Source organism: Pseudoduganella sp. GW821-FHT05F09 (assembly GCF_059419605.1).
In genome coordinates this window covers 1-18446 of sequence record NZ_JBWKSD010000018.1, presented here as the reverse complement: position 1 = coordinate 18446, position 18446 = coordinate 1, and the positions used below count along the sequence as shown (strand labels likewise).

At 67.5% G+C, this 18446-nt stretch carries 17 protein-coding genes and 1 riboswitch; of the genes, 15 read left to right on the top strand and 2 right to left on the bottom strand.

All coding sequences use genetic code 11. The features are described 5' to 3' along the window. Positions 1-237: 237 nt before the first annotated feature. The 15 genes from cobT to AC07S4_RS30150 all read left to right on the top strand — a co-directional run bounded on the left by cobT (position 238) and on the right by AC07S4_RS30150 (position 15562). Positions 238-1263, top strand: coding sequence for a nicotinate-nucleotide--dimethylbenzimidazole phosphoribosyltransferase (gene cobT / locus AC07S4_RS30220; RefSeq protein WP_494990108.1), 1026 nt, complete (start codon positions 238-240; stop codon positions 1261-1263). A gap of 12 nt (positions 1264-1275) precedes the next feature. Beyond that, positions 1276-2058 carry an adenosylcobinamide-GDP ribazoletransferase gene (locus tag AC07S4_RS30215; protein WP_494990107.1) on the top strand — a complete coding sequence of 261 codons (783 nt, stop codon included), beginning with the start codon at positions 1276-1278 and terminating at the stop codon, positions 2056-2058. A gap of 2 nt (positions 2059-2060) precedes the next feature. Then, on the top strand, positions 2061-2642 hold the full coding sequence (locus tag AC07S4_RS30210) for a histidine phosphatase family protein (protein ID WP_494990106.1): 582 nt from the start codon (positions 2061-2063) through the stop codon (positions 2640-2642). A 5-nt stretch (positions 2643-2647) separates the two neighbouring features. After that, positions 2648-2876: riboswitch (cobalamin riboswitch) on the top strand. A 66-nt stretch (positions 2877-2942) separates the two neighbouring features. After that, positions 2943-4805, top strand: a complete 1863-nt coding sequence (locus AC07S4_RS30205) for a TonB-dependent receptor domain-containing protein (protein ID WP_494990105.1) — start codon at positions 2943-2945, stop codon at positions 4803-4805. A 16-nt stretch (positions 4806-4821) separates the two neighbouring features. Beyond that, a complete protein-coding gene (locus AC07S4_RS30200; RefSeq protein WP_494990104.1) occupies positions 4822-5844 on the top strand; it encodes a FecCD family ABC transporter permease in 1023 nt (340 codons plus the stop codon). Next, on the top strand, positions 5841-6614 hold the full coding sequence (locus AC07S4_RS30195; protein WP_494990103.1) for an ABC transporter ATP-binding protein: 774 nt from the start codon (positions 5841-5843) through the stop codon (positions 6612-6614). The genes AC07S4_RS30200 and AC07S4_RS30195 overlap by 4 nt, the downstream gene beginning before the upstream one ends. Next, positions 6611-7231 carry a cob(I)yrinic acid a,c-diamide adenosyltransferase gene (gene cobO, locus AC07S4_RS30190; RefSeq protein WP_494990102.1) on the top strand — a complete coding sequence of 207 codons (621 nt, stop codon included), beginning with the start codon at positions 6611-6613 and terminating at the stop codon, positions 7229-7231. The genes AC07S4_RS30195 and cobO overlap by 4 nt, the downstream gene beginning before the upstream one ends. Then, on the top strand, positions 7225-8553 hold the full coding sequence (locus AC07S4_RS30185; protein ID WP_494990101.1) for a cobyrinic acid a,c-diamide synthase CobB: 1329 nt from the start codon (positions 7225-7227) through the stop codon (positions 8551-8553). The genes cobO and AC07S4_RS30185 overlap by 7 nt, the downstream gene beginning before the upstream one ends. Continuing rightward, positions 8550-9107: a bifunctional adenosylcobinamide kinase/adenosylcobinamide-phosphate guanylyltransferase gene (gene cobU / locus AC07S4_RS30180; protein WP_494990100.1), complete on the top strand. Its 558-nt coding sequence runs from the start codon at positions 8550-8552 to the stop codon at positions 9105-9107. The genes AC07S4_RS30185 and cobU overlap by 4 nt, the downstream gene beginning before the upstream one ends. Beyond that, a complete protein-coding gene (gene cbiB / locus AC07S4_RS30175; RefSeq protein ID WP_494990099.1) occupies positions 9101-10087 on the top strand; it encodes an adenosylcobinamide-phosphate synthase CbiB in 987 nt (328 codons plus the stop codon). Before cobU ends, cbiB begins: the two co-directional genes overlap by 7 nt. Next, positions 10080-11078, top strand: a complete 999-nt coding sequence (gene cobD / locus AC07S4_RS30170) for a threonine-phosphate decarboxylase CobD (RefSeq protein WP_494990098.1) — start codon at positions 10080-10082, stop codon at positions 11076-11078. Before cbiB ends, cobD begins: the two co-directional genes overlap by 8 nt. Next, complete coding sequence (locus AC07S4_RS30165) at positions 11075-11971, top strand: cobalamin-binding protein (RefSeq protein ID WP_494990097.1); 897 nt, start codon at positions 11075-11077, stop codon at positions 11969-11971. Before cobD ends, AC07S4_RS30165 begins: the two co-directional genes overlap by 4 nt. Positions 11972-11985: 14 nt before the next feature. Further along, entirely contained in the window at positions 11986-13464 is a 1479-nt protein-coding gene (locus AC07S4_RS30160) for a cobyric acid synthase (RefSeq protein WP_494990109.1), read from the top strand. Continuing rightward, a complete protein-coding gene (bluB, locus tag AC07S4_RS30155) occupies positions 13461-14141 on the top strand; it encodes a 5,6-dimethylbenzimidazole synthase (RefSeq protein ID WP_494990096.1) in 681 nt (226 codons plus the stop codon). Before AC07S4_RS30160 ends, bluB begins: the two co-directional genes overlap by 4 nt. An 11-nt stretch (positions 14142-14152) precedes the next feature. Continuing rightward, positions 14153-15562 (top strand): DHA2 family efflux MFS transporter permease subunit, encoded by a 1410-nt coding sequence (locus AC07S4_RS30150; RefSeq protein ID WP_494990095.1) that lies wholly within the window; start codon positions 14153-14155, stop codon positions 15560-15562. On the opposite strand, the gene AC07S4_RS30145 is transcribed toward AC07S4_RS30150, so the two are convergent. Beyond that, the gene (locus AC07S4_RS30145; protein ID WP_494990094.1) at positions 15563-16720 is read right to left on the bottom strand and encodes a L,D-transpeptidase family protein; all 1158 of its coding nucleotides are present in this window, start codon (positions 16718-16720) and stop codon (positions 15563-15565) included. A gap of 59 nt (positions 16721-16779) precedes the next feature. Further along, positions 16780-18225 carry a L,D-transpeptidase Cds6 family protein gene (locus tag AC07S4_RS30140; protein ID WP_494990093.1) on the bottom strand — a complete coding sequence of 482 codons (1446 nt, stop codon included), beginning with the start codon at positions 18223-18225 and terminating at the stop codon, positions 16780-16782. Positions 18226-18446: the final 221 nt, after the last annotated feature.

Sequence of the window (18446 nt, the reverse complement as noted above, 5' to 3'; positions counted from 1 at the left end):
GCCCACACTTATCGACTGTTAATTTTTAAAGAATTCTGCGTTACTTGCTGAAGCGTTTTGTTCAGCAGCAGAGAGGCAAGATTATGAGGCGTTTCGTTTAAACCGTCAACCCCTCATTTTCCTACTCTCCTACGCTGCGTATGTTCAGCAGCGCGGGGACAGAACTATAGCAAAGCTACTCGCGTTCCGCAAGGCCAAGCTGTACCATCGCATCTCGTTTCCTTTACTCTGCAATATATGACCATCTCCCCTACCGCCAATCCCGACCTGTCCGCCGCGCTGGAGCGCGCCGTCAACAACAAGACCAAGCCGCTCGGCAGCCTGGGCGTACTGGAAACGCTGGCTAAACAGATAGGCCTGATCCAGGGCACGACTGCCCTCTCTATAGTAGAGCCGGCCATCCTGGTTTTCGCGGGCGATCACGGCGTGGTGGCGGAAGGCGTGTCGGCCTATCCGCAGGACGTTACCTGGCAGATGGTGGAGAACTTCCTGGCCGAGGGCGCGGCGATCAATGTGTTTGCAAAACAGATGGGCTGCGCACTGCACGTGGTGGACGCGGGCGTGAACCATGACTTCGGCCCGCGCGGCGGCCTGCACGACCGCAAGGTGGCGCACGGCACGCGCAACTTTGCGCAGGAGCCGGCCATGACGGCGGAGCAGTGCGCCGCCGCGCTGGAGCACGGCAAGGCGCTCGCTGCCAGCGTGACGGGCAATGTGCTGGGCTTCGGCGAAATGGGCATAGGGAACACCACTGCGGCCGCAGCGCTGATGCACAGGCTGACCGGCATCCCTGCGGCGCAATGCGTGGGCGCGGGCACGGGCTTGTCCGCCGGCGGCGTGCTGCACAAGCAGCGCGTGATTGAAGCGGCGGCTGAAAAGCATGCCGGCGCCACCGCGCCGCTGGAAGCGCTGGCGGCGTTCGGCGGCTTCGAGATCGCCATGATGGCGGGCGCCATGCTGAAGGCGGCCGAGCTGCGCAAGGTGCTGCTGATCGACGGCTTCATCGTCACCAGCGCGCTGCTGGTTGCGGCGCGCCTACAGCCGGCCATTCTCGATTACTGCGTGTTTGCGCACTGCTCGGACGAAAGCGGCCATAAGCTGATGCTGGAGAACCTGGGCGCGCGCCCGTTGCTGAACCTGGGCCTGCGCCTGGGCGAGGGCACCGGCAGCGCGCTGGCCCTGCCGCTGCTGCAGGCGGCGGTGAATTTCGTGAACCAGATGGCGACCTTTGAGTCGGCCCAGGTCAGCGAGAAGTCAGAGTAAATCCAGGCCGCCATGCATCAGCTCCGCCTGTTCTTTATAGCGCTGCAGTTCTTCACGCGCCTGCCCATTCCGCGCTGGGTGGGCTTCGAACCGTCCTGGCTGCACCATGCGTCGCGCTACTTCCCGCTGGTGGGACTGGTAGTGGCGGCTATCGCGGCGGCGGTGTACGCGGCGGCGGCGTGGCTCTTCCCGGCGCCGGTGGCGGTGCTGCTGGCGACGGCGGCGGGCATCTATGCCACCGGCGCCTTCCATGAGGACGGCTTTGCCGATATGTGCGACGGCTTTGGCGGCGGCATGACGCCCGGGCGCGTGCTCGAGATCATGAAGGACTCGTGCATCGGCGCTTATGGCGCGATCGGCACCATCTGCCTGCTGGCGGTGAAGTGCACGGCGCTGGCCATGCTGCCGCCCGCCGTGGCCGTGGCCGCGCTGTTCCTGGCGCATCCGCTTTCCCGGCTGGCCGCCACTTCGCTGATCTGGCGAATGGAATACGCGCGCGCCGAGGGCAAGGCCAAGCCCATGGCGCAGGAAATGAACGGCGCCGAATTCGGCATTGCGTGCGCCTGCGCCGCATTGCCTGCAGCGCTCATCGGCTGTATGGGATGGCTGCCCTGGATTTCCATCGGCGCGGCGACGCTGGCGGCGCTGGCCGCCGCCGTCTGGCTGGGCCGCAAATTCAAGCGCCGCATCGGCGGCTATACGGGCGACTGTCTGGGCGCGGTGCAGCAGCTGGCCGAGGTGCTGATCTATCTGTGCGTGCTGGCCGGGCTGGGCCACGGCGCATGGCAGGCGTAGGCATGCGCCTGATCCTGGTGCGCCATCCGCTGCCGCTGGTGGCGCCGGGCGTCTGCTACGGGAGCAGCGACCTGCCCGCAGCGCAGGACGATATCCAGCGCGTGCACGCCGCGCTGCTGGGCAGCGCCAGCATCCCTCCCGGTACGCCTGTCTACGCCAGTCCCTTGCAGCGCTGCGCCGTGCTGGCCGGCCGCCTTGGCGTCCACACGCTGGACGCGCGCCTGGCGGAAATGGATTTCGGCGGCTGGGAGCTGCGCAGCTGGGACGACATTCCGCGCGCCGAGATCGATGCATGGGCGGCGGACCTGGCGAACTACCGTCCCGGCGGCGGCGAAAGCGTGCTGCAGGTGGCGGCGCGCGTGGCGGCGTTCCGGGCGGAGCTGCTGGACCGGAGCAAGCAAGAACACGATCACGGGCACCGGCGCGCCGCCATCATCTGCCACGCCGGCACCATCCGCCTGCTGATGGCGCTCGAAGCCGGCCTAAAAGCCGGCCTCCCTCTCGAGGAAATCGCGCTGCGGGCCGCCGCCGCGCCGCACAAAATCGCCTACGGCGAAACTGTCATTTTGGAAGCTGTCGCCTGAAGCCGATATAATGGCGGCGTTTTGGTGCCCGCGCGCATGTCCATGCGCGCAGTTAAACGGGAAACACGACGCCGCTCCCCACAAGGAAAACGGCCAACGTGTGCTGCCCCCGCAACGGTAAACAAGTGTCGCCCACAGCGACAAGCTGCCTCCTTAAGACCACTGTGCTTTGCATGGGAAGGTGAGGCAGTTCAACTTGCGAGCCCGGATACCGGCCAAAGCAGGTGGATGCGCTGCGCGCATCTGTTCAATCCAGCCCACGGGGAAGTAGGCTGGTTGCATACTATACAAAGAAATAATATGAGCTCTCCTGTAATCCGGCACGCGGCCGCCACGTCGCTTGCGCTGGCTATTCCTATGGCGTTGTGCACGCCTTCCTACGCCCAGACCACCGCTTCCGACAGCGTCATCGTCACCGCCACCCGTTCGCCGCAGCTGCAGCGCGACGTGCTGAGCGACATCGTCACCCTGGGCGCGGAAGACATCGCGCGCTCCGGCGCCGGCTCCATCACCGACCTGCTGCAGCGCCAGCGCGGCATCGAGATCTCCCGCAACGGCGGCCCCGGCACCAACTCCAGCGTGTTCCTGCGCGGCGCCAACGCCAACCAGACCGTGGTGCTGGTGGACGGCGTGCGCATCGGCTCCCTGTCGTCCGGCACCGCCAGCTGGTCCGGTATTCCGCTGCAGGCGATCGACCGCATTGAAATCGTCTACGGTCCCATGAGCTCCCTGTACGGCGCCGACGCCATTGGCGGCGTCATACAGATCTTTACGAAAAAGGGCGCTGGCCCGCAGACCGTGTCGGCCTCGCTCGGCGCCGGCAGCGACAAGACCCGCAAATTCGACGCCAGCATCTTCGGCGCCACCGAGGGCGACAACAGCTTCAGCTACGCGCTCAGCGCCGGCAAGGAAAAGTCGGACGGCTTCTCCGCCACCAAGCCTGGCAGCACCAGCTACAACGCCGACGACGACGGCTACGACCGCGTGAGCACCTCCGGCCAGTTCGGCTTCCAGGTCGCCAAGGGCCATGGCCTGGGCCTGGTGTTCCTGAACAGCCGCACCGACGGCCAGTTCGACAGCGGCGCCAGCCGCTACGACACGCGCAGCCAGACCAAGCTAGCCAACATCGGCGTATTCAGCAAGAACCAGCTGTCGGCCAACTGGCACAGCACCGTGCAGCTGGCCAAGGCCGAGGACACCTCGGTCTCCGACACCGGCGTGGCCAGCGCCTACAGCCGCATCGAAAGCAAGCAGACCGACGCCACCTGGCAGAATGATTTCCGCATCGGCGAAGACACCCTGCAAGTGCTGTTCGGCCACCGCGAAGAAGAAGTGGTGTCCGGCACCACGCCTGCGCTGGGCAAGGTCCGCAAGACCGATTCCTACGCCGGCGCCTACAGCCTGAAGCGCGGCGCGCACCTGGCCACCTTCGGCCTGCGCGCGGACGACAGCTCGCAGTACGGCACCAAGACCACCGGTTCGGCCGGCTACGGCTACCGCTTCAGCAGCGCGCTGCGCGCCAGCGCCAGCTACGCCACCAGCTTCCGCGCGCCGACCTTCAATGAGCTGTACTACCCCGGCTTCGGCTACGAGAACAACAAGCCCGAGCAAGGCCGAAACGCCGAAGCCGGCCTGCAGTACGACGACGGCGTGACCGGATTCGGCGCCAGCATCTACCGCAACAAGCTGACCGACATGCTGGTGACCACCACCCCGTGCCCGGACCCGGCACGCAAGGGCAGCTGCGCCTACAACGTCAACCACGCCATGCTGGAAGGCGTGTCGCTGAGCGCCAGCCGCCGCCTGGGCGCGTTCACCGTGGCCGGCAACGCCGACTGGCAGGACCCGAAAGACGAGACCACCGGCAAATCGCTGGCGCGCCGCGCGAAAAAACACGGCAACGCCAGCGTAGAATACGCCAGCGGCGCAGTGGCCGCCGGCGCCGAGCTGCAAGTGTCCGGCAGCCGTTTCGACGACGCGGCCAACGCCCGCCGCCTGGGCGGCTACAGCCTGCTGAACCTGTACGCCACCTGGCAGTTCGCGCGCGACTGGTCCGTGCTGGCGCGCTGGAACAACGTCACCGACAAGAACTACGAAGTGGCGCGCAACTACGCTACACCGGGCGCCAAGTTCTTTGCCGCTGTGCGTTACGGCATTAAATAAAGGTACAAAAAGGCACATGCATCCACACTCCCGCAACCTGCGCACGCGAGCAGCCGCCATCACCGGCGCGCTGCTGCTGTTCGTCATCGCCAGCCTGCTGTTTTCCGGCGTGACCGGCTCGGTGCACATTCCGCTGTCCGACATTCCCGGCGCGCTGGGCGAGCTGTGGGGCGGCCAGGCCAACAGCCTGGCCGCCACCCTGCTCGACCTGCGCGGCAGCCGCGCGCTGACGGCTTTTGTCACCGGCGCGGCGCTGTCCCTGGCGGGCGTGATGATGCAGGCCTTGCTGCGCAATCCGCTGGCCGACCCCTACGTGCTGGGCATTTCGTCCGGCGCGGCGGTGGGCGCGCTGGCGGCCATGCTGTTCATGTGCGCGGCCTGGGTAGTGGATGCGGCGGCCTTCGGCGGCGCCGTGGCGGTGTCCATGATGCTGTACTTCCTGGCGCGGCGCGACATGCGCAGCGGCGCGGCGGCGGAAGGCGGCACCGCCCTGCTGCTGCTGACGGGCGTGATCCTGACGGCGGCCTGCACGGCGCTGATTACGCTGATGCTGTCGATCGCCCCCGAAAGCCGCCTGCGCACCATGGTGTTCTGGCTGATCGGCGACCTGGCCGGCGCGCCGATGCGCTGGATACCCTGGATCGTGCTGGCCGGCGGCACGCTGTTCGCACTGCGCAGCGCGCGCGCCATCAATGTGATGGCGCTGCACGCCGAGGCGGCTGTGACGCTGGGTGTCAACGTGGGCGCGCTGCGCAAAGGGCTGTTCTTCGTATCGGCCCTGCTGACCGCCAGCGCGGTCACCAATGCCGGCAGCGTGGGCTTTGTGGGCCTGATCGTGCCGCACGCCTGCCGCTTCGCCTTCGGCCCCGACCATCGCGTGCTGATCCCGGCCGCGATGCTGACCGGCGGCGGCTACCTGGTGCTGGCCGATACCCTGGCCCGCACCCTGTTCGCGCCGCTGCAGCTGCCGGTGGGCGTGGTGACCGCGCTGATCGGCACGCCGGTCTTCCTGTACCAACTTCACAGGCTGCAAAAATGATCGCCACCCATCAACTGACACTGCGCATAGGCGCGCGCATGCTGGTCGACCGGCTGAACTGGCAGGTGCGCGACGGCGAATGCTGGAGCGTGATCGGCCGCAACGGCGCCGGGAAAAGCACCCTGCTGCGCACGCTGGCGGGCCTGATCCCGGCCACCGAAGGCAGCGTCTCCATCCAGGGCCGCAGCCTGCCGGACTGGCCGCTGGCCGGGCTGGCGCGCGAACGCGCCTTCCTTGCGCAGTCGCGCAACGACGCCTTTGCCTACAGCGTGATTGAAACCGTGCTGTCGGCGCGCCACCCCTACCACGGCGACCGCTACTGGGAAAACACCGGCGACCACCGCCTGGCCATGGACGCGCTGGCGGCCATGGAAGTGGCGGAGCTGGCGGAGCGCAATGTGCGCACGCTGTCCGGCGGCGAGCGCCAGCGCGTGGCGATTGCCGCCATGCTGGCGCAGGACACGCCGCTGCTGCTGCTGGACGAACCGGCCAACGCGCTGGACCTGGCGCACCAGGTCAGCGTGATGCGCCTGCTGTCCCAGCTGTGCCGCGAACAACATAAAACCGTGGTGATGGTCGGCCATGACCTGACGCTGGCGCACAGCGTCTCCACCCACGCCCTGCTGCTGATGGGCGACGGCCGCTGGCTGGCCGGGCCGGTGGCGGACGTGATGCAGCCGGACATACTGAGCGACTACCTGGGCCACCCGATCGACGTGATCCGGCACGGCCAGCGCCACATCTTCATACCGAAAGAAGCAATCGCATGAGCGAACATAACGATATCGACGCACTGAACGAGCGCCACCGCGTCCGCATGGAGCGCAAGAAGGCCATCATCGACGCCAAGATCGCGGCGGCGGACAAGCAGATCGGCATCATCATCGTCAACACCGGCAACGGCAAGGGCAAGAGCTCGTCCGGCTTCGGCATGGCGGTGCGCGCCATGGGCCATGGCATGAAGGTGGGCGTGGTGCAATTCATCAAGGGCGCGATGCAAACCGGCGAGGAGATGTTCCTGCGCCGCTTCCCGGAGGAAGTGAGCTTCCACTCCATGGGCGAGGGATATACCTGGGAAACCCAGAACCGCGAGCGCGACATCGAAAAGGCGGAGCAGGCGTGGGAACAGGCCAAGTGCTTCCTGGCCGATCCCGCAGTGGGCCTGGTGGTGCTCGATGAGCTGAACATCGCGCTCAAGTACCGCTACCTGGACGTGAACACCGTGATCGCCGACCTGCTGGAACGGCCGGCCATGCAGCACGTCGTCATTACCGGCCGCGGCGCGCCGCAGGAACTGATCGACGTGGCGGACACCGTGACCGAGATGAACGTGGTGAAGCACGCCTTCAAGGCCGGCATAGGCGCGCAGGCGGGCACGGAATGGTAACGTCTTCGCACATCAACGCGGCCGTGGTGCTGGTGGCCGCCGTGGCCTCCGGCCAGGGCAAGACCACCGCCACGGCGGCGCTGGCGCGCAAGCTGACCAGGATGGGCCGCACCGTGCGCGTGTTCAAATGCGGGCCGGACTTCATCGACCCCATGCTGCTGGAGCGCGCCAGCGGCGCGCCCGTGAAATCGCTGGACTTGTGGATAGTGGGCCGCGAAGCGTGCCGCGCGCAGCTGGCGCAGGCGGCGCTGGAGGCGGACGTGATCCTGATCGAAGGCGTCATGGGCTTGTACGACGGCTCGCCGTCGTCGGCCGACCTGGCGCGCGAGTTCGGCGTGCCGGTGATGGCGGTGATCGACGCCGGCTCCATGGCGCAGACCGCCGGCGCGCTGGTGCACGGCTTGCGCGACTATGGGCCGGTGGACATGGCGGGCGTGATCGCCAACCGCGTCGCCAGCCCGGGCCATGCCGCCATGGTGGCGGCGTCTCTGCGCGACATCCCGCTGTTCGCCACGCTGCCCAAGCAGGCGCGTTCGCTGCCGGAGCGCCATCTGGGCCTGGTGCTGCCGTCCGAAGTGGAAGGCATCGACGATATGCTGGACCAGCTGGCGGACCAGCTCAGTTTCGACGAGGCGGCGTGGAGCAATCTGCGCAGCACGCGCCTGGAGCTGGGCGATGCGCTCGCCGCGAGCGAGACGCCGGCGCCGGATGCACGCCCGCTGGAAGGCCGCAAGGTGGCCATCGCGCGCGATGCCGCCTTCATGTTCCTGTATCCGGCCAACCTGGAAACCCTCGCCGAACTGGGCGCCACGCTGGAATTCTTCTCGCCGCTGGCGGACCAGCCTGTGCCAGCCGGTGCGGACGCGGTCTACCTGCCCGGCGGCTATCCCGAGCTGCATGCGGAAAAGCTGGCCCATGCGCAGCGCTGGCAGGAATCGATACGCGCCGCGCACCGCGACGGCACGCCCATCGTGGCGGAGTGCGGCGGCATGATGGCGCTGGCCGAGACGCTGGCCGACAAGGCGGGCGCGGTCTGGAATATGGCGGCGCTGCTGCCGGGCCGCGTCGCCATGCAGGCGCGCCTGGCAGGCCTGGGTTCGCAAGGCATGCCCACGCCGCACGGCGTACTGCGCGGCCACACCTTCCATTACTCGTCCATGGAAACCTCGCTGGCGCCGGCCGCGCGCACGGTCAAGCATCCGTCCGGCGCGGATGGCGAGGCCGTCTACCGGGTGGGTTCGCTGACGGCGTCCTATTTCCACGCCTACTTCCCGTCCAACCCGGCCGCAGTGGCCGCCATGTTCACGCGGAGCGCAGCATGACGTGCACGCTGGTGTTCGGCGGCGCGCGCTCCGGCAAGAGCGCGTATGCGGAGCAGCTTGCCGCCGCCTCCGGCAAGGAGGTCGTGTATATCGCCACGGCCCGCGCCGGGGACGGCGAAATGGCGGTCCGCATCGCCCGCCACCAGCGCCAGCGCCCTGCCGTATGGACCACGGTTGAAGAGCCGCTGGCCCTCGCCGCAACCCTGCGGCAATGGTGCGCACCGCACCGCCTGGTGCTGGTTGACTGCCTGACGCTGTGGCTCAGCAACCTGATGTTCGACGGCGGCACGGAGTATCCGGACGTGGGCGAGATAACGCTGCCCGAGCGCTTCCACACCGAGCGCGCCGCGCTGCTGGCGGCGCTGGAGCAGGCCGCCGGCGACATCGTGCTGGTGTCGAACGAAGTGGGCATGGGCATCGTTCCCTATGGCGCCGTTTCGCGCGCCTTCACCGATGAAGCCGGGCGCCTGAACCAGGCCGTGGCCGCCGCGTGCGGCCGCGCCGTGTTCGTGGCCGCCGGGCTGCCGCTGGTGCTGAAAGGCGCGCCATGCTGATGGGCCTGGGCGCCGCCGCCATCGCGCTGCTGCTTGCGGCAGGCGTGGCGCTCGACCTGCTGCTGGGCGAAACGCCGCGCTGGCACCCGCTGGTCGGCTTCGGCAAACTGGCGAACGCCATTGAACGCCGCCTGAACCAGGGCGGCCTGCGCTTCCCGCGCGGGGTGCTGGCATGGCTGCTGGCGGTCGTGCCGGCCACACTGCTGGCCTGGGGCGCCACCCGGATTCCCGCAGCTGGCGGCGCCGCGCTGGTGCTGCATCCCCTGCTGCATGCCCTGATGCTGTACTTCTGCATAGGCCTGCGCAGCCTGTGCGACCACAACCTGCCTATCGCCGATGCACTGGCGGCAGGCGACCTGCCGGCCGCGCGCCACCTGACCTCCCGTATCGTCAGCCGCGACACGGCCCACGCCACGCCGGCCGACCTGGCGAAGGCCAGCACCGAATCGCTGCTCGAAAACGGCAACGACGCGGTGTTCGGCACGCTGTTCTGGTTCGCCGTCGCCGGCGGCCCGGGCGCGGTGCTGTTCCGCCTTGCGAACACGCTGGACGCCATGTGGGGCTACCGCAATGCGCGCTTCCTGCACTTCGGCCGGGCCGCCGCCCGCATCGACGATGCGCTGAACTACATCCCCGCCCGCCTTACCGCGCTGTCCTATGTGCTGCTCGCGCCCACGCTGGCGGGCAAGCGCCTGGCCTGGCATTGCTGGCGCACGCAGGCGCCGGCATGGAGCAGCCCGAACGCGGGTCCTGTCATGTCCAGCGGCGCAGGCGCGCTTGGACTGGCGCTCGGCGGCGCAGCGGTCTATGACGGCGAAACGGAACAGCGTCCGCCGCTGGGCAGCGGCGCCGCAGCGCAAAGCGCGGACATCGAGCGCGCATGGCAACTGGTTGCGCGCACCACGGCGCTCTGGCTGGCCGTGGCTGCAGCCGTGGCCATTGCTATGGCCATTCCCCTCGCAGGAGGCTTGCATGCTTGAACACGGCGGCAATCTGCGCGAGGCCGCAAAGCGCTATGGACGCGACGACTGGCTAGACCTCTCCACCGGCATCAACCCCGAGTGGTATCCAGCGCCAGCCATCGCAGACAATGCATGGCACCGCCTTCCCGAGCCGGACCCCGCGCTCGCGCTGGCGGCGCAAGCCTATTACGGCGCGCAGCAAATGCTGGCCGTGGCCGGTACGCAGGCGGCCATCCAGGCCCTGCCCCGCCTGCGCCTGCCTTCGCGCGTTGTGGTGGCGGCGCCCTCCTATGCGGAGCACGCCCACCACTGGGCGCAGCACGGCCACACGCTGCGGCAAGTGCCATACGATGCGCTGGATGCCGCCGTGGCCGAATGCGAGGTGATGGTGATCGTCAACCCGAACAACCCAACCGGCGCCACCGTGCCGCGCGAGCTGCTGCTGGACTGGGCCGCCCGGCTCTCCGCGCGCGGCGGCTGGCTGATAGTGGACGAGGCCTTTGGCGACACCGGGGCGCAGGCCAGCGCCGCCGGCACGGGCGCGGGTTCCGCCATGCCGGAAGGCCTGATCGTGCTGCGCTCGGTCGGAAAATTCTTCGGCCTGGCCGGGCTGCGGCTCGGCTTCGTGGCAGCCCGGCCTGCGCTGCTGGACGCGCTGGCCAGCCTGCTGGGTCCCTGGACCGTCAGCGGCCCCGCCCAGCAAGTGGCCCTCGCCGCCCTGCAGGACAGCGCCTGGCAGGAACGCATGCGCGAACAGCTGCGCAGCAGCGGCCGGCGCCTGCAAACCCTGCTGGCCGCGCACGGCATCCGCTCCAGCGGCAGCGCGCTGTTCCAGTGGTGGCCCGAAGCGCGCGCGGAGGACTTTCACGAACACATGGCGCGGCAAGGCATCTGGGTGCGCCTGTTTACCAAGGCAGCGCGCGGCATCCGCCTCGGCCTGCCGCCGGACGAAGCAGGCTGGCGGCGCCTCGAACTGGCACTCACCTTATGGACCAAGGAAAAACAATGAATAGACTCCTGAGCACACTGGCCGGCCTGGCGTTCGCGTCCGCCGCCGCGCTGGCTGCACTTCCCGCCTCCGCCGCCATCACCGTCAACGACGACGACGGCAAGCCGGTTACCCTGCAAAAGCCCGCGCAGCGCGTGATCGCCATGGCGCCGCACGTCACCGAGCTGCTGTTCGCGGCCGGCGGCGGCGACAAGATCGTCGGCACCGTCACTTATAGCGACTATCCCGAAGCGGCCAAGAAAATCCCCAACGTGGGCGACAACCGCCAGGTGGACATGGAGCGCATCGCATCGCTGAAACCGGACCTGATCGTGATCTGGATGCACGGCAGCTCCGAGCGCCAGATCGAAACCCTGCGCCAGCTCGGCATACCGCTGTTCCACAGCGAGCCGAAAAAACTGGCCGACATTCCGGACAATATCGAGCGCATGGGCAAACTGCTGGGCACCGAAGCCGTGGCAGGCAAAGTGGCCGCCGAATGGCGCGACAAGCTGGCCGCCCTCACCGCGCAATACGCGAAACGCCCGCCCGTGCGCGTGTTCTACCAGGTGTGGGACAAGCCGCTGTACACGCTGAGCGGCGGCCATATCGTTTCGGACGCCATGCGCGTGTGCGGCGGCGTGAACATTTTCGGCGGCCTGAAAATCACCGCGCCGGTGGTCGACATCGAAGGCGTGCTGCGCGAAGACCCGGAAGCGGTATTCGCCACCTCCGAAAAGAACTACGGCGGCGTGAACCTGTGGCGTCCCTACAAAACCCTGCTGGCGGTGAAGAACGACAACCTGTTCACCGTAGACGGCCACCTGCTGAACCGCTCGGGTCCGCGCATGATCCAGGGCACGGCCATGCTGTGCGAAAAGCTGGAACAGGCGCGCCAGCACAGGACGAAGTGATGGATGAACCCTTGATGGACTTCCCCTACAAAACCCTGATGGTGCAGGGCTGCACCTCGGACGCCGGCAAAAGCACCGTGGTGGCGGCCTTGTGCCGCCTGCTGAAACAGGACGGCGTGCGCGTGGCGCCGTTCAAGCCGCAGAACATGGCGCTCAACAGCGCCGTCACGGCGGACGGCGGCGAGATAGGCCGCGCGCAGGCGCTGCAAGCCATCGCCGCCGGCCTGGAACCGCACACCGATATGAACCCCGTGCTGCTCAAGCCTTCCAGCGACACCGGCGCGCAAGTGGTCATCCACGGCAAGGTGCGCGCGGAGATGAATGCGCGCGACTACCACCAGTACAAGACCATCGCCATGAGCGCAGTGCTGGAATCGCACGCGCGCCTGGCGGAACAGTACGAGGCGGTGGTAGTGGAAGGCGCGGGCAGCCCGGCCGAAATCAACCTGCGCGACCGCGACATTGCCAACATGGGCTTTGCCGAAGCGGTGGACTGCCCGGTGGTGCTGGTGGCGGACATCGACCGGGGCGGCGTGTTCGCCCACATCGTCGGCACGCTGTCCTGCCTGTCGCAGAGCGAGCGTGACCGCACCATAGGCTTCGTCATCAACCGCTTCCGGGGCGACATCAAGCTGCTGGAGCCGGGACTGGACTGGCTGGAACAGCAAACGGGCAAACCGGTGCTGGCCGTGCTGCCCTATCTGCACGGCCTGTTCCTGGACGCCGAGGATGCGGTGCAGCCTGTGCAGGCCACGCGCGGCGCCTTCCGCGTGGTGGTACCCAGCTTGCCGCGCATGAGCAACCACACGGACTTCGACGCGCTGCGCGCCCACCCGGACGTGGACCTGTGCTTCGTGCGCCAGGGCGAGGCGATACCGGCTGCGGACCTGATCATCATCCCCGGCAGCAAAAACACCCGGGCCGACCTGGAATGGCTGCGCGCGCAGGGCTGGCCGGCCGTGATCGAACGCCATCTGCGCTACGGCGGCAAGGTGATCGGCATTTGCGGCGGCTTCCAGATGCTGGGGCAGGACGTCAGCGACGCGCTGGGCATCGAGGGCGCGCCCGGACGCTCGCCGGGCCTGGGCCTGCTCGCCATGCATACCAGCCTGACGGCGGACAAGCGCCTGGTGCAAGTAGCAGGCACCTGCTCCTTCGCGCAGGAGGCCATGCACGACGCCGTGAGCGGCTACGAAATCCACATGGGCGTGTCCGACGGCCCGGCGCTGTCGCGTCCCGCCTTCCGCATCGACGGCCGGCCGGAAGGCGCGTGCTCGCCGGACGGCCAGATCCTCGGCACTTATCTGCACGGCCTGTTCGACGCGCCGCAGGCTTGCGCCGCCCTGCTGAAATGGGCTGGCCTGCAAAGCGAGCACCGGGTGGACACCTCCGCGCTGCGCGAAGCTAGCCTGGACCGCATCGCCGCCGCCAGCCGGCCGCTGCTGGACGCCCTGGTGGCGCTGGCGGCGCAGCCCAAGCAGGACGCCAAATGAAGGAAGAGATCCAGCCCCGCAGTCCGCACGCCTTCCCGCAAGCGGAAATCGACGGCGTCTACCGCGCCATCCGCGAGCGGCGCGACGTGCGCCATTTCAAACCGGGGCCGCTGGAAGCTGGCCAGCTGGAGCGCTTTATCGCGGCGGCCCACAACGGCCCCAGCGTGGGCCTGATGCAGCCGTGGCGCTTCATCCGCATCGCCTCGCCCGCGCTGCGCGCGCAGATCCACCAGCTGGTGGACGACGAGCGCAAGCTCACCGCCGAAGCGCTGGGCCAGCGCGCCGAAGAATTCATGCGGCTCAAAGTGGAAGGCATTCTGGCCTGCGCGGAGGTGCTTGTGGTGGGCCTGATCGACCAGCGCGAGCGCTTTGTGTTCGGCCGCCGCACCATGCCGGAGATGGACCTGGCGTCCGCCTCCTGCGCGATCCAGAACTTCTGGCTGGCCGCGCGCGCCGAAGGCATAGGCGCGGGCTGGGTGTCGCTGTTCGATCCGCAGCGCCTGCGCGAGCTGTGCGGCATGCCGGAAGGCAGCCAGCCCATCGCCGTGCTATGCGTGGGCCAGGTGGAAGAGTTTTACCGCGCCCCCATGCTGGAGCTGGAGCGCTGGGACCAGCGCATGCCGGTGCAGCGGATCCTGTATGAGGACAGCTGGGGCGCGCAACAGCGGATTGTGTGACAATCGGGCATATGACCAGTCCCGCCAGCTCCTCGACCAAACGCTATCTGCCCTGGGTGGTGGCGACCACCCTGTTCATGGAGCAGCTCGACTCCACCATCGTCAACACCGCCATTCCCAGCATGGCGGCCAGCCTGCACGTGACGCCGCTCAGCCTCAAGGCGGTGGTCACCAGCTACATCCTCAGCCTGGCGGTGGCCATTCCCATCAGCGGCTGGATGGCGGACCGCTACGGCACCCGGCGCGTGTTCATGAGCGCCATCGCCATCTTCACCATTGCCTCGGTGCTGTGCGGCCTGTCCGTCAATTCGCCCATGCTGGTGGCGGCGCGGCTGCTGCAGGGACTGGGCGCGGCGATGATGATGCCGGTCGGGCGCATCGCCATTATCCGCACCTTCCCCAAGGCCGAACTGCTGGCGGCCATGAACTTCGTCATCATCCCCGCGCTGATCGGCCCCCTGCTCGGCCCCACGGTGGGCGGGCTGATCGTGCACTGGCTGTCGTGGCGCGAAATCTTCTTCATCAACGTGCCGGTGGGCCTGGCCGCCGTCTACCTGGCGTGGCGCCATCTGCCGGACTACCGCGCGGAGGTGCAGCGCCCGCTCGACCTGATAGGCCTGGTGCTATTTGGCACCGGGGTGGCGCTGCTGTCATGGCTGCTGGAGGTGTTCGGCGAACACAAGATCGACCCCACCTCGGCGGCGGTGCTGCTGCTGATTTCATGCAGCCTGCTGGCCGCCTACGGCTGGCACGCCAGCCAGGCGCCCCATCCCCTGCTGCGCCTGGCGCTGCTGCGCGTGCGCACCTTCCGCGTGTCGGTGCTGGGCGGCTTCGTCACGCGCCTGGGCATAGGCGGCCTGCCTTTCCTGCTGCCGCTGCTGTACCAGTTGGGCCTGGGCCTGCCGGCCTGGCAATCGGGCTTGCTGATGATGCCGTCCGCCGCCGCCGCCATGGGCATGAAGTTTATCTCGACGCGCGTGCTGGCACGCTTCGGCTACCGCCATGTGCTGATCGTGAACACGCTGCTGATCGGCTGCACCATCGCCATGTACACATTCGTGGGGCCGGGCACGCCGCTGTACACCATCGTGGCGATCAGCCTGTGCCTGGGCTTTTTCAATTCGCTGCAGTTCTCCAGCATGAACAGCATTGCCTATGCCGACATCGAACCCGCCGACAGCAGCATGGCCAGCACCATCGCCAGCTCGCTGCAGCAGTTGTCCATGAGTTTCGGACTGGCCTGCGGCTCGCTGATCGCGGGCTGGTACCTGGGGGATTTGCCGCAGACGGACAGGGTGGCGCTGACCAGCGCCCTGCACCATGCCTTCTTTACGCTGGCGGTGCTGACGGCGCTGTCCTCGATCACGTTCTGGACTTTGCGCCGCAGCGACGGCGAGGGGCTGGCAAAAAACGCGGCCTGATTACAGCACGGATTCGGACACGATCTTCCACTGCGCGCCCTCGCGCGCCCAGTACTGGCGCAGGCGCACCGAGTGGTGGAACTTGCCGACGGCGGTCTGCTGCGTGAAGGTGCTGATGATGATTTCTTCGTGGCTGGGCTGGCGGAAGTGGCTGGTATCCTGCAAGGCCACGTGCACGCGCTTGGCGCCGGGGAGGAATTGCTGGCGCGTGATCCAGGTGTCCGCGTTCTCGTCGTTGATGGACTTGAAGCGCGCCGAATAGTGCGTGCGCAGCTGGTCGCTGTCGCGCCGTTCGGCGTCGCGGCGCCAGGCTTCCAGCAGCGAGTCGGCCAGCTTGCGGTCGTCTTCGCGCACGCTGGGCTTGACGAATTCCACCTGGTCGCCGATCAGGATGGGGGTCTTGCCCACTTCCACGATGCGGCTCAGCTTTTGCAGGTCGTCATTGCTGACCACCACGCAGCCGTCCGTCGACAGCGGCGCGCGGCTGAAGGTCTCCGGCGGCACGCCGTGTATCCAGATGCCGGAGCCGCTGCGGCCGTTCAGCCTGTCCCAGGAATTCGGGTAGTCCAGCGGCAGCGCGCCCTTGCCGTAAAAATCCGGCAGCTTGGCGCCGGACAGGCGGCCGGAGATGTAATACACCCCCACCGGCGTGCGCATATCGCCTTCCTTGACCTTGTTCACGCCCAGCTTGCCCTGGCTGAAGTAGTAATCGTTGACGTAGCGGATGTCGCCGTTGCGGTTCTCATAAAGATAAACCCGGGAACGCTTGGCGTCCACGATCAGCGCGTGGCGCTGGTCCTTGCGCAGCTGGAGCAGCGCGCGCGGCTGCAGCTGTTCGGCGGGCTTGGTTTCGGCGCGCAGGCGCGCGGCGGCTTCGCGGCGCAAGTCCTGCAGGCGCGCTTCCGCTTCCTTGCTGGAGGCCACACCCAGGTTGACGACCGGGCGCGTGTGCATCAGCAGCAGGTCGCCGCGCACCAGGTGGCCGAGGTGGAAAGTGGGATAGGCCGCCACCAGCGCGTCGGCCTTGGCTTGCGCGTCGCGCAAATGGTTTTCAGCCAGATCCTTGTAAATCTCGACCAGCATCTGTTCGGGCTCGGGTTTGGCCGCAGGCGCGGCCTGCTGCTTTCGGGCGGCGCTACTCCCACCCGATGCCAACATCAGTGCGGCGCAAAACAATCCGCGCGCCAACCGGCCCAACCTGACTTCAAAATAAGACATCAGCTACCCGACGATTCCTGCTTGATCTGCCATTTTCCACCGTGCTTCACCATGACCAGGGTCTTGCGGCTGTTCGCCGACAGGCGATCCGACTCGTACACCTGGCGGAAAGTGACCTTGGCCGTATCGCCGGTAATGACCACTTGCGGCGCGTTGACTTCAACGCGGATGCGGCCCTTGCCTTCGATACGCGCGCGGCGTTCATCCGCCCACGCCTTGCGCGATGCGCCTTTTGGCGGCGTGAACTCATTGCTATAGTAACCGAGATAGCCGTTCACATCCTGCGTGGCCCAGGCCTTGGCCCAGCCATTTACGCGGCTCAGCACTTCGTCGCGCTCGGCGTTGCCGGCGGCCGGCTTGACTGCAGCGGGCGCGGGCGCGGGAACAGAAGCGGAAGCGGCGGCAACCGGCGCCGGCTTGGCCGGCGCGGCGGCAGCCACGGCCGCCGGGGCTGGTGCTGGTTTCGCGGCAGCGGCGGCCACCACAGGCGCAGGCACTGGCGCCGGTGCCGGTGCCGGTTTCGCCGGCGCAGCGGCTACAACAGGCGCAGGTACGGGCTTGGCCGGAGCGGCAGCTATGACGGGAGCCGGAACCGGCGCAGTTTTTGCGGGTGCGGCAGCGGCAGGCGCTGGAGCCGGAACAGGCTTGGCCGGCGCGGCGGCGACAGCCACTGGCGCAGATACGGGCGCCGGCGCCGGCTTGGCGGCCACCGGTGCAGCCTGCGGCGCCACCGCCATCGACGGAATGCGCTGCAGGGGCGCGGTTTTTGGTTGTTCAGGTATTTGCGAAACCAGCTTGACGCTGCTCGCGGGCGCAGCTGCGGCAGCCACCGCAGGGGGCGCAGAGGGCGCACGCGCAGCGGCAACGGCCGGCGCGTCCGGCACGCTCACGCTGACCTTGCTGCCAGTGCTGCTCGAGAACGTGCGCAGCAGCGTGAGTTTGGACGTGGCCGGCGGCGCGCCGTTGCCCAGTGCCAGCGCCTTGTCATACGCCTGGCTGGCCAGCTTGCCGTAGACGTCGCCCAGGTTTTCATAGGCCGTCATATAACTGGGATTGGTGCGGATCGCCTTCTCCAGCGCCACGCGCGCCTTGTCGTACTGGCCGCTGGCGGCGTACAGCACGGCCAGGTTGTTGTACGGCTCCGGCAGGTCCTTGTAGTCCTCGGTGAGCTTGGTGAAGATGGCGATCGCCTCGTCCGACTTGTTCTGCTCCGTCAGCAGCACGCCCTTCATAAAGCGCATCTGCGGATCGGCCGGATTCTTGGCCAGGAAGGCATTGGTGCGGGCCAGCGCCTCGCTCGCCTTGCCAGCACGCAGCAGTTTGGTCACGTCGGCCAGTTCGTCGGCAAAGGCGGGCGTTGCCAGCAGCGCGGCAAGCAGACCAGCGCCGGCGCAGACGTTACCTACGGCACGGCGGAGCGTGTTGGGGGCGGTCTTCACTATCATTGAAGTCTCGGAGAGGAAAGCGAACATGGTACACCGAATGTTGCCGCAACTCAAAACCGTTGGTTACCAACTTGCCACACGCAACGGACGGAGGCGGACCGGAAAGCAAAAAACCCCGCCAAGATCACTTAGCGGGGTTTTTCTTATAACTAGCCTGACGATAACCTACTTTCACACTGGTTGCAGCACTATCATCGGCGCAAAATCGTTTCACGGTCCTG

Bases quoted from the DNA above. Each gene is read 5' to 3' on its own strand.
- AC07S4_RS30210 (WP_494990106.1), top strand. From the start codon at position 2,061: ATGCGCCTGATCCTGGTGCGCCATCCGCTGCCGCTGGTGGCGCCGGGC.
- cobD (WP_494990098.1), top strand. From the start codon at position 10,080: ATGCTTGAACACGGCGGCAATCTGCGCGAGGCCGCAAAGCGCTATGGA.
- cbiB (WP_494990099.1), top strand. From the start codon at position 9,101: ATGCTGATGGGCCTGGGCGCCGCCGCCATCGCGCTGCTGCTTGCGGCA.
- AC07S4_RS30215 (WP_494990107.1), top strand. From the start codon at position 1,276: ATGCATCAGCTCCGCCTGTTCTTTATAGCGCTGCAGTTCTTCACGCGC.
- cobT (WP_494990108.1), top strand. From the start codon at position 238: ATGACCATCTCCCCTACCGCCAATCCCGACCTGTCCGCCGCGCTGGAG.
- AC07S4_RS30145 (WP_494990094.1), bottom strand. From the start codon at position 16,720: ATGTTGGCATCGGGTGGGAGTAGCGCCGCCCGAAAGCAGCAGGCCGCG.
- bluB (WP_494990096.1), top strand. From the start codon at position 13,461: ATGAAGGAAGAGATCCAGCCCCGCAGTCCGCACGCCTTCCCGCAAGCG.
- AC07S4_RS30200 (WP_494990104.1), top strand. From the start codon at position 4,822: ATGCATCCACACTCCCGCAACCTGCGCACGCGAGCAGCCGCCATCACC.
- cobO (WP_494990102.1), top strand. From the start codon at position 6,611: ATGAGCGAACATAACGATATCGACGCACTGAACGAGCGCCACCGCGTC.
- AC07S4_RS30185 (WP_494990101.1), top strand. From the start codon at position 7,225: ATGGTAACGTCTTCGCACATCAACGCGGCCGTGGTGCTGGTGGCCGCC.
- AC07S4_RS30140 (WP_494990093.1), bottom strand. From the start codon at position 18,225: ATGATAGTGAAGACCGCCCCCAACACGCTCCGCCGTGCCGTAGGTAAC.
- cobU (WP_494990100.1), top strand. From the start codon at position 8,550: ATGACGTGCACGCTGGTGTTCGGCGGCGCGCGCTCCGGCAAGAGCGCG.
- AC07S4_RS30150 (WP_494990095.1), top strand. From the start codon at position 14,153: ATGACCAGTCCCGCCAGCTCCTCGACCAAACGCTATCTGCCCTGGGTG.
- AC07S4_RS30195 (WP_494990103.1), top strand. From the start codon at position 5,841: ATGATCGCCACCCATCAACTGACACTGCGCATAGGCGCGCGCATGCTG.
- AC07S4_RS30205 (WP_494990105.1), top strand. From the start codon at position 2,943: ATGAGCTCTCCTGTAATCCGGCACGCGGCCGCCACGTCGCTTGCGCTG.
- AC07S4_RS30160 (WP_494990109.1), top strand. From the start codon at position 11,986: ATGGACTTCCCCTACAAAACCCTGATGGTGCAGGGCTGCACCTCGGAC.
- AC07S4_RS30165 (WP_494990097.1), top strand. From the start codon at position 11,075: ATGAATAGACTCCTGAGCACACTGGCCGGCCTGGCGTTCGCGTCCGCC.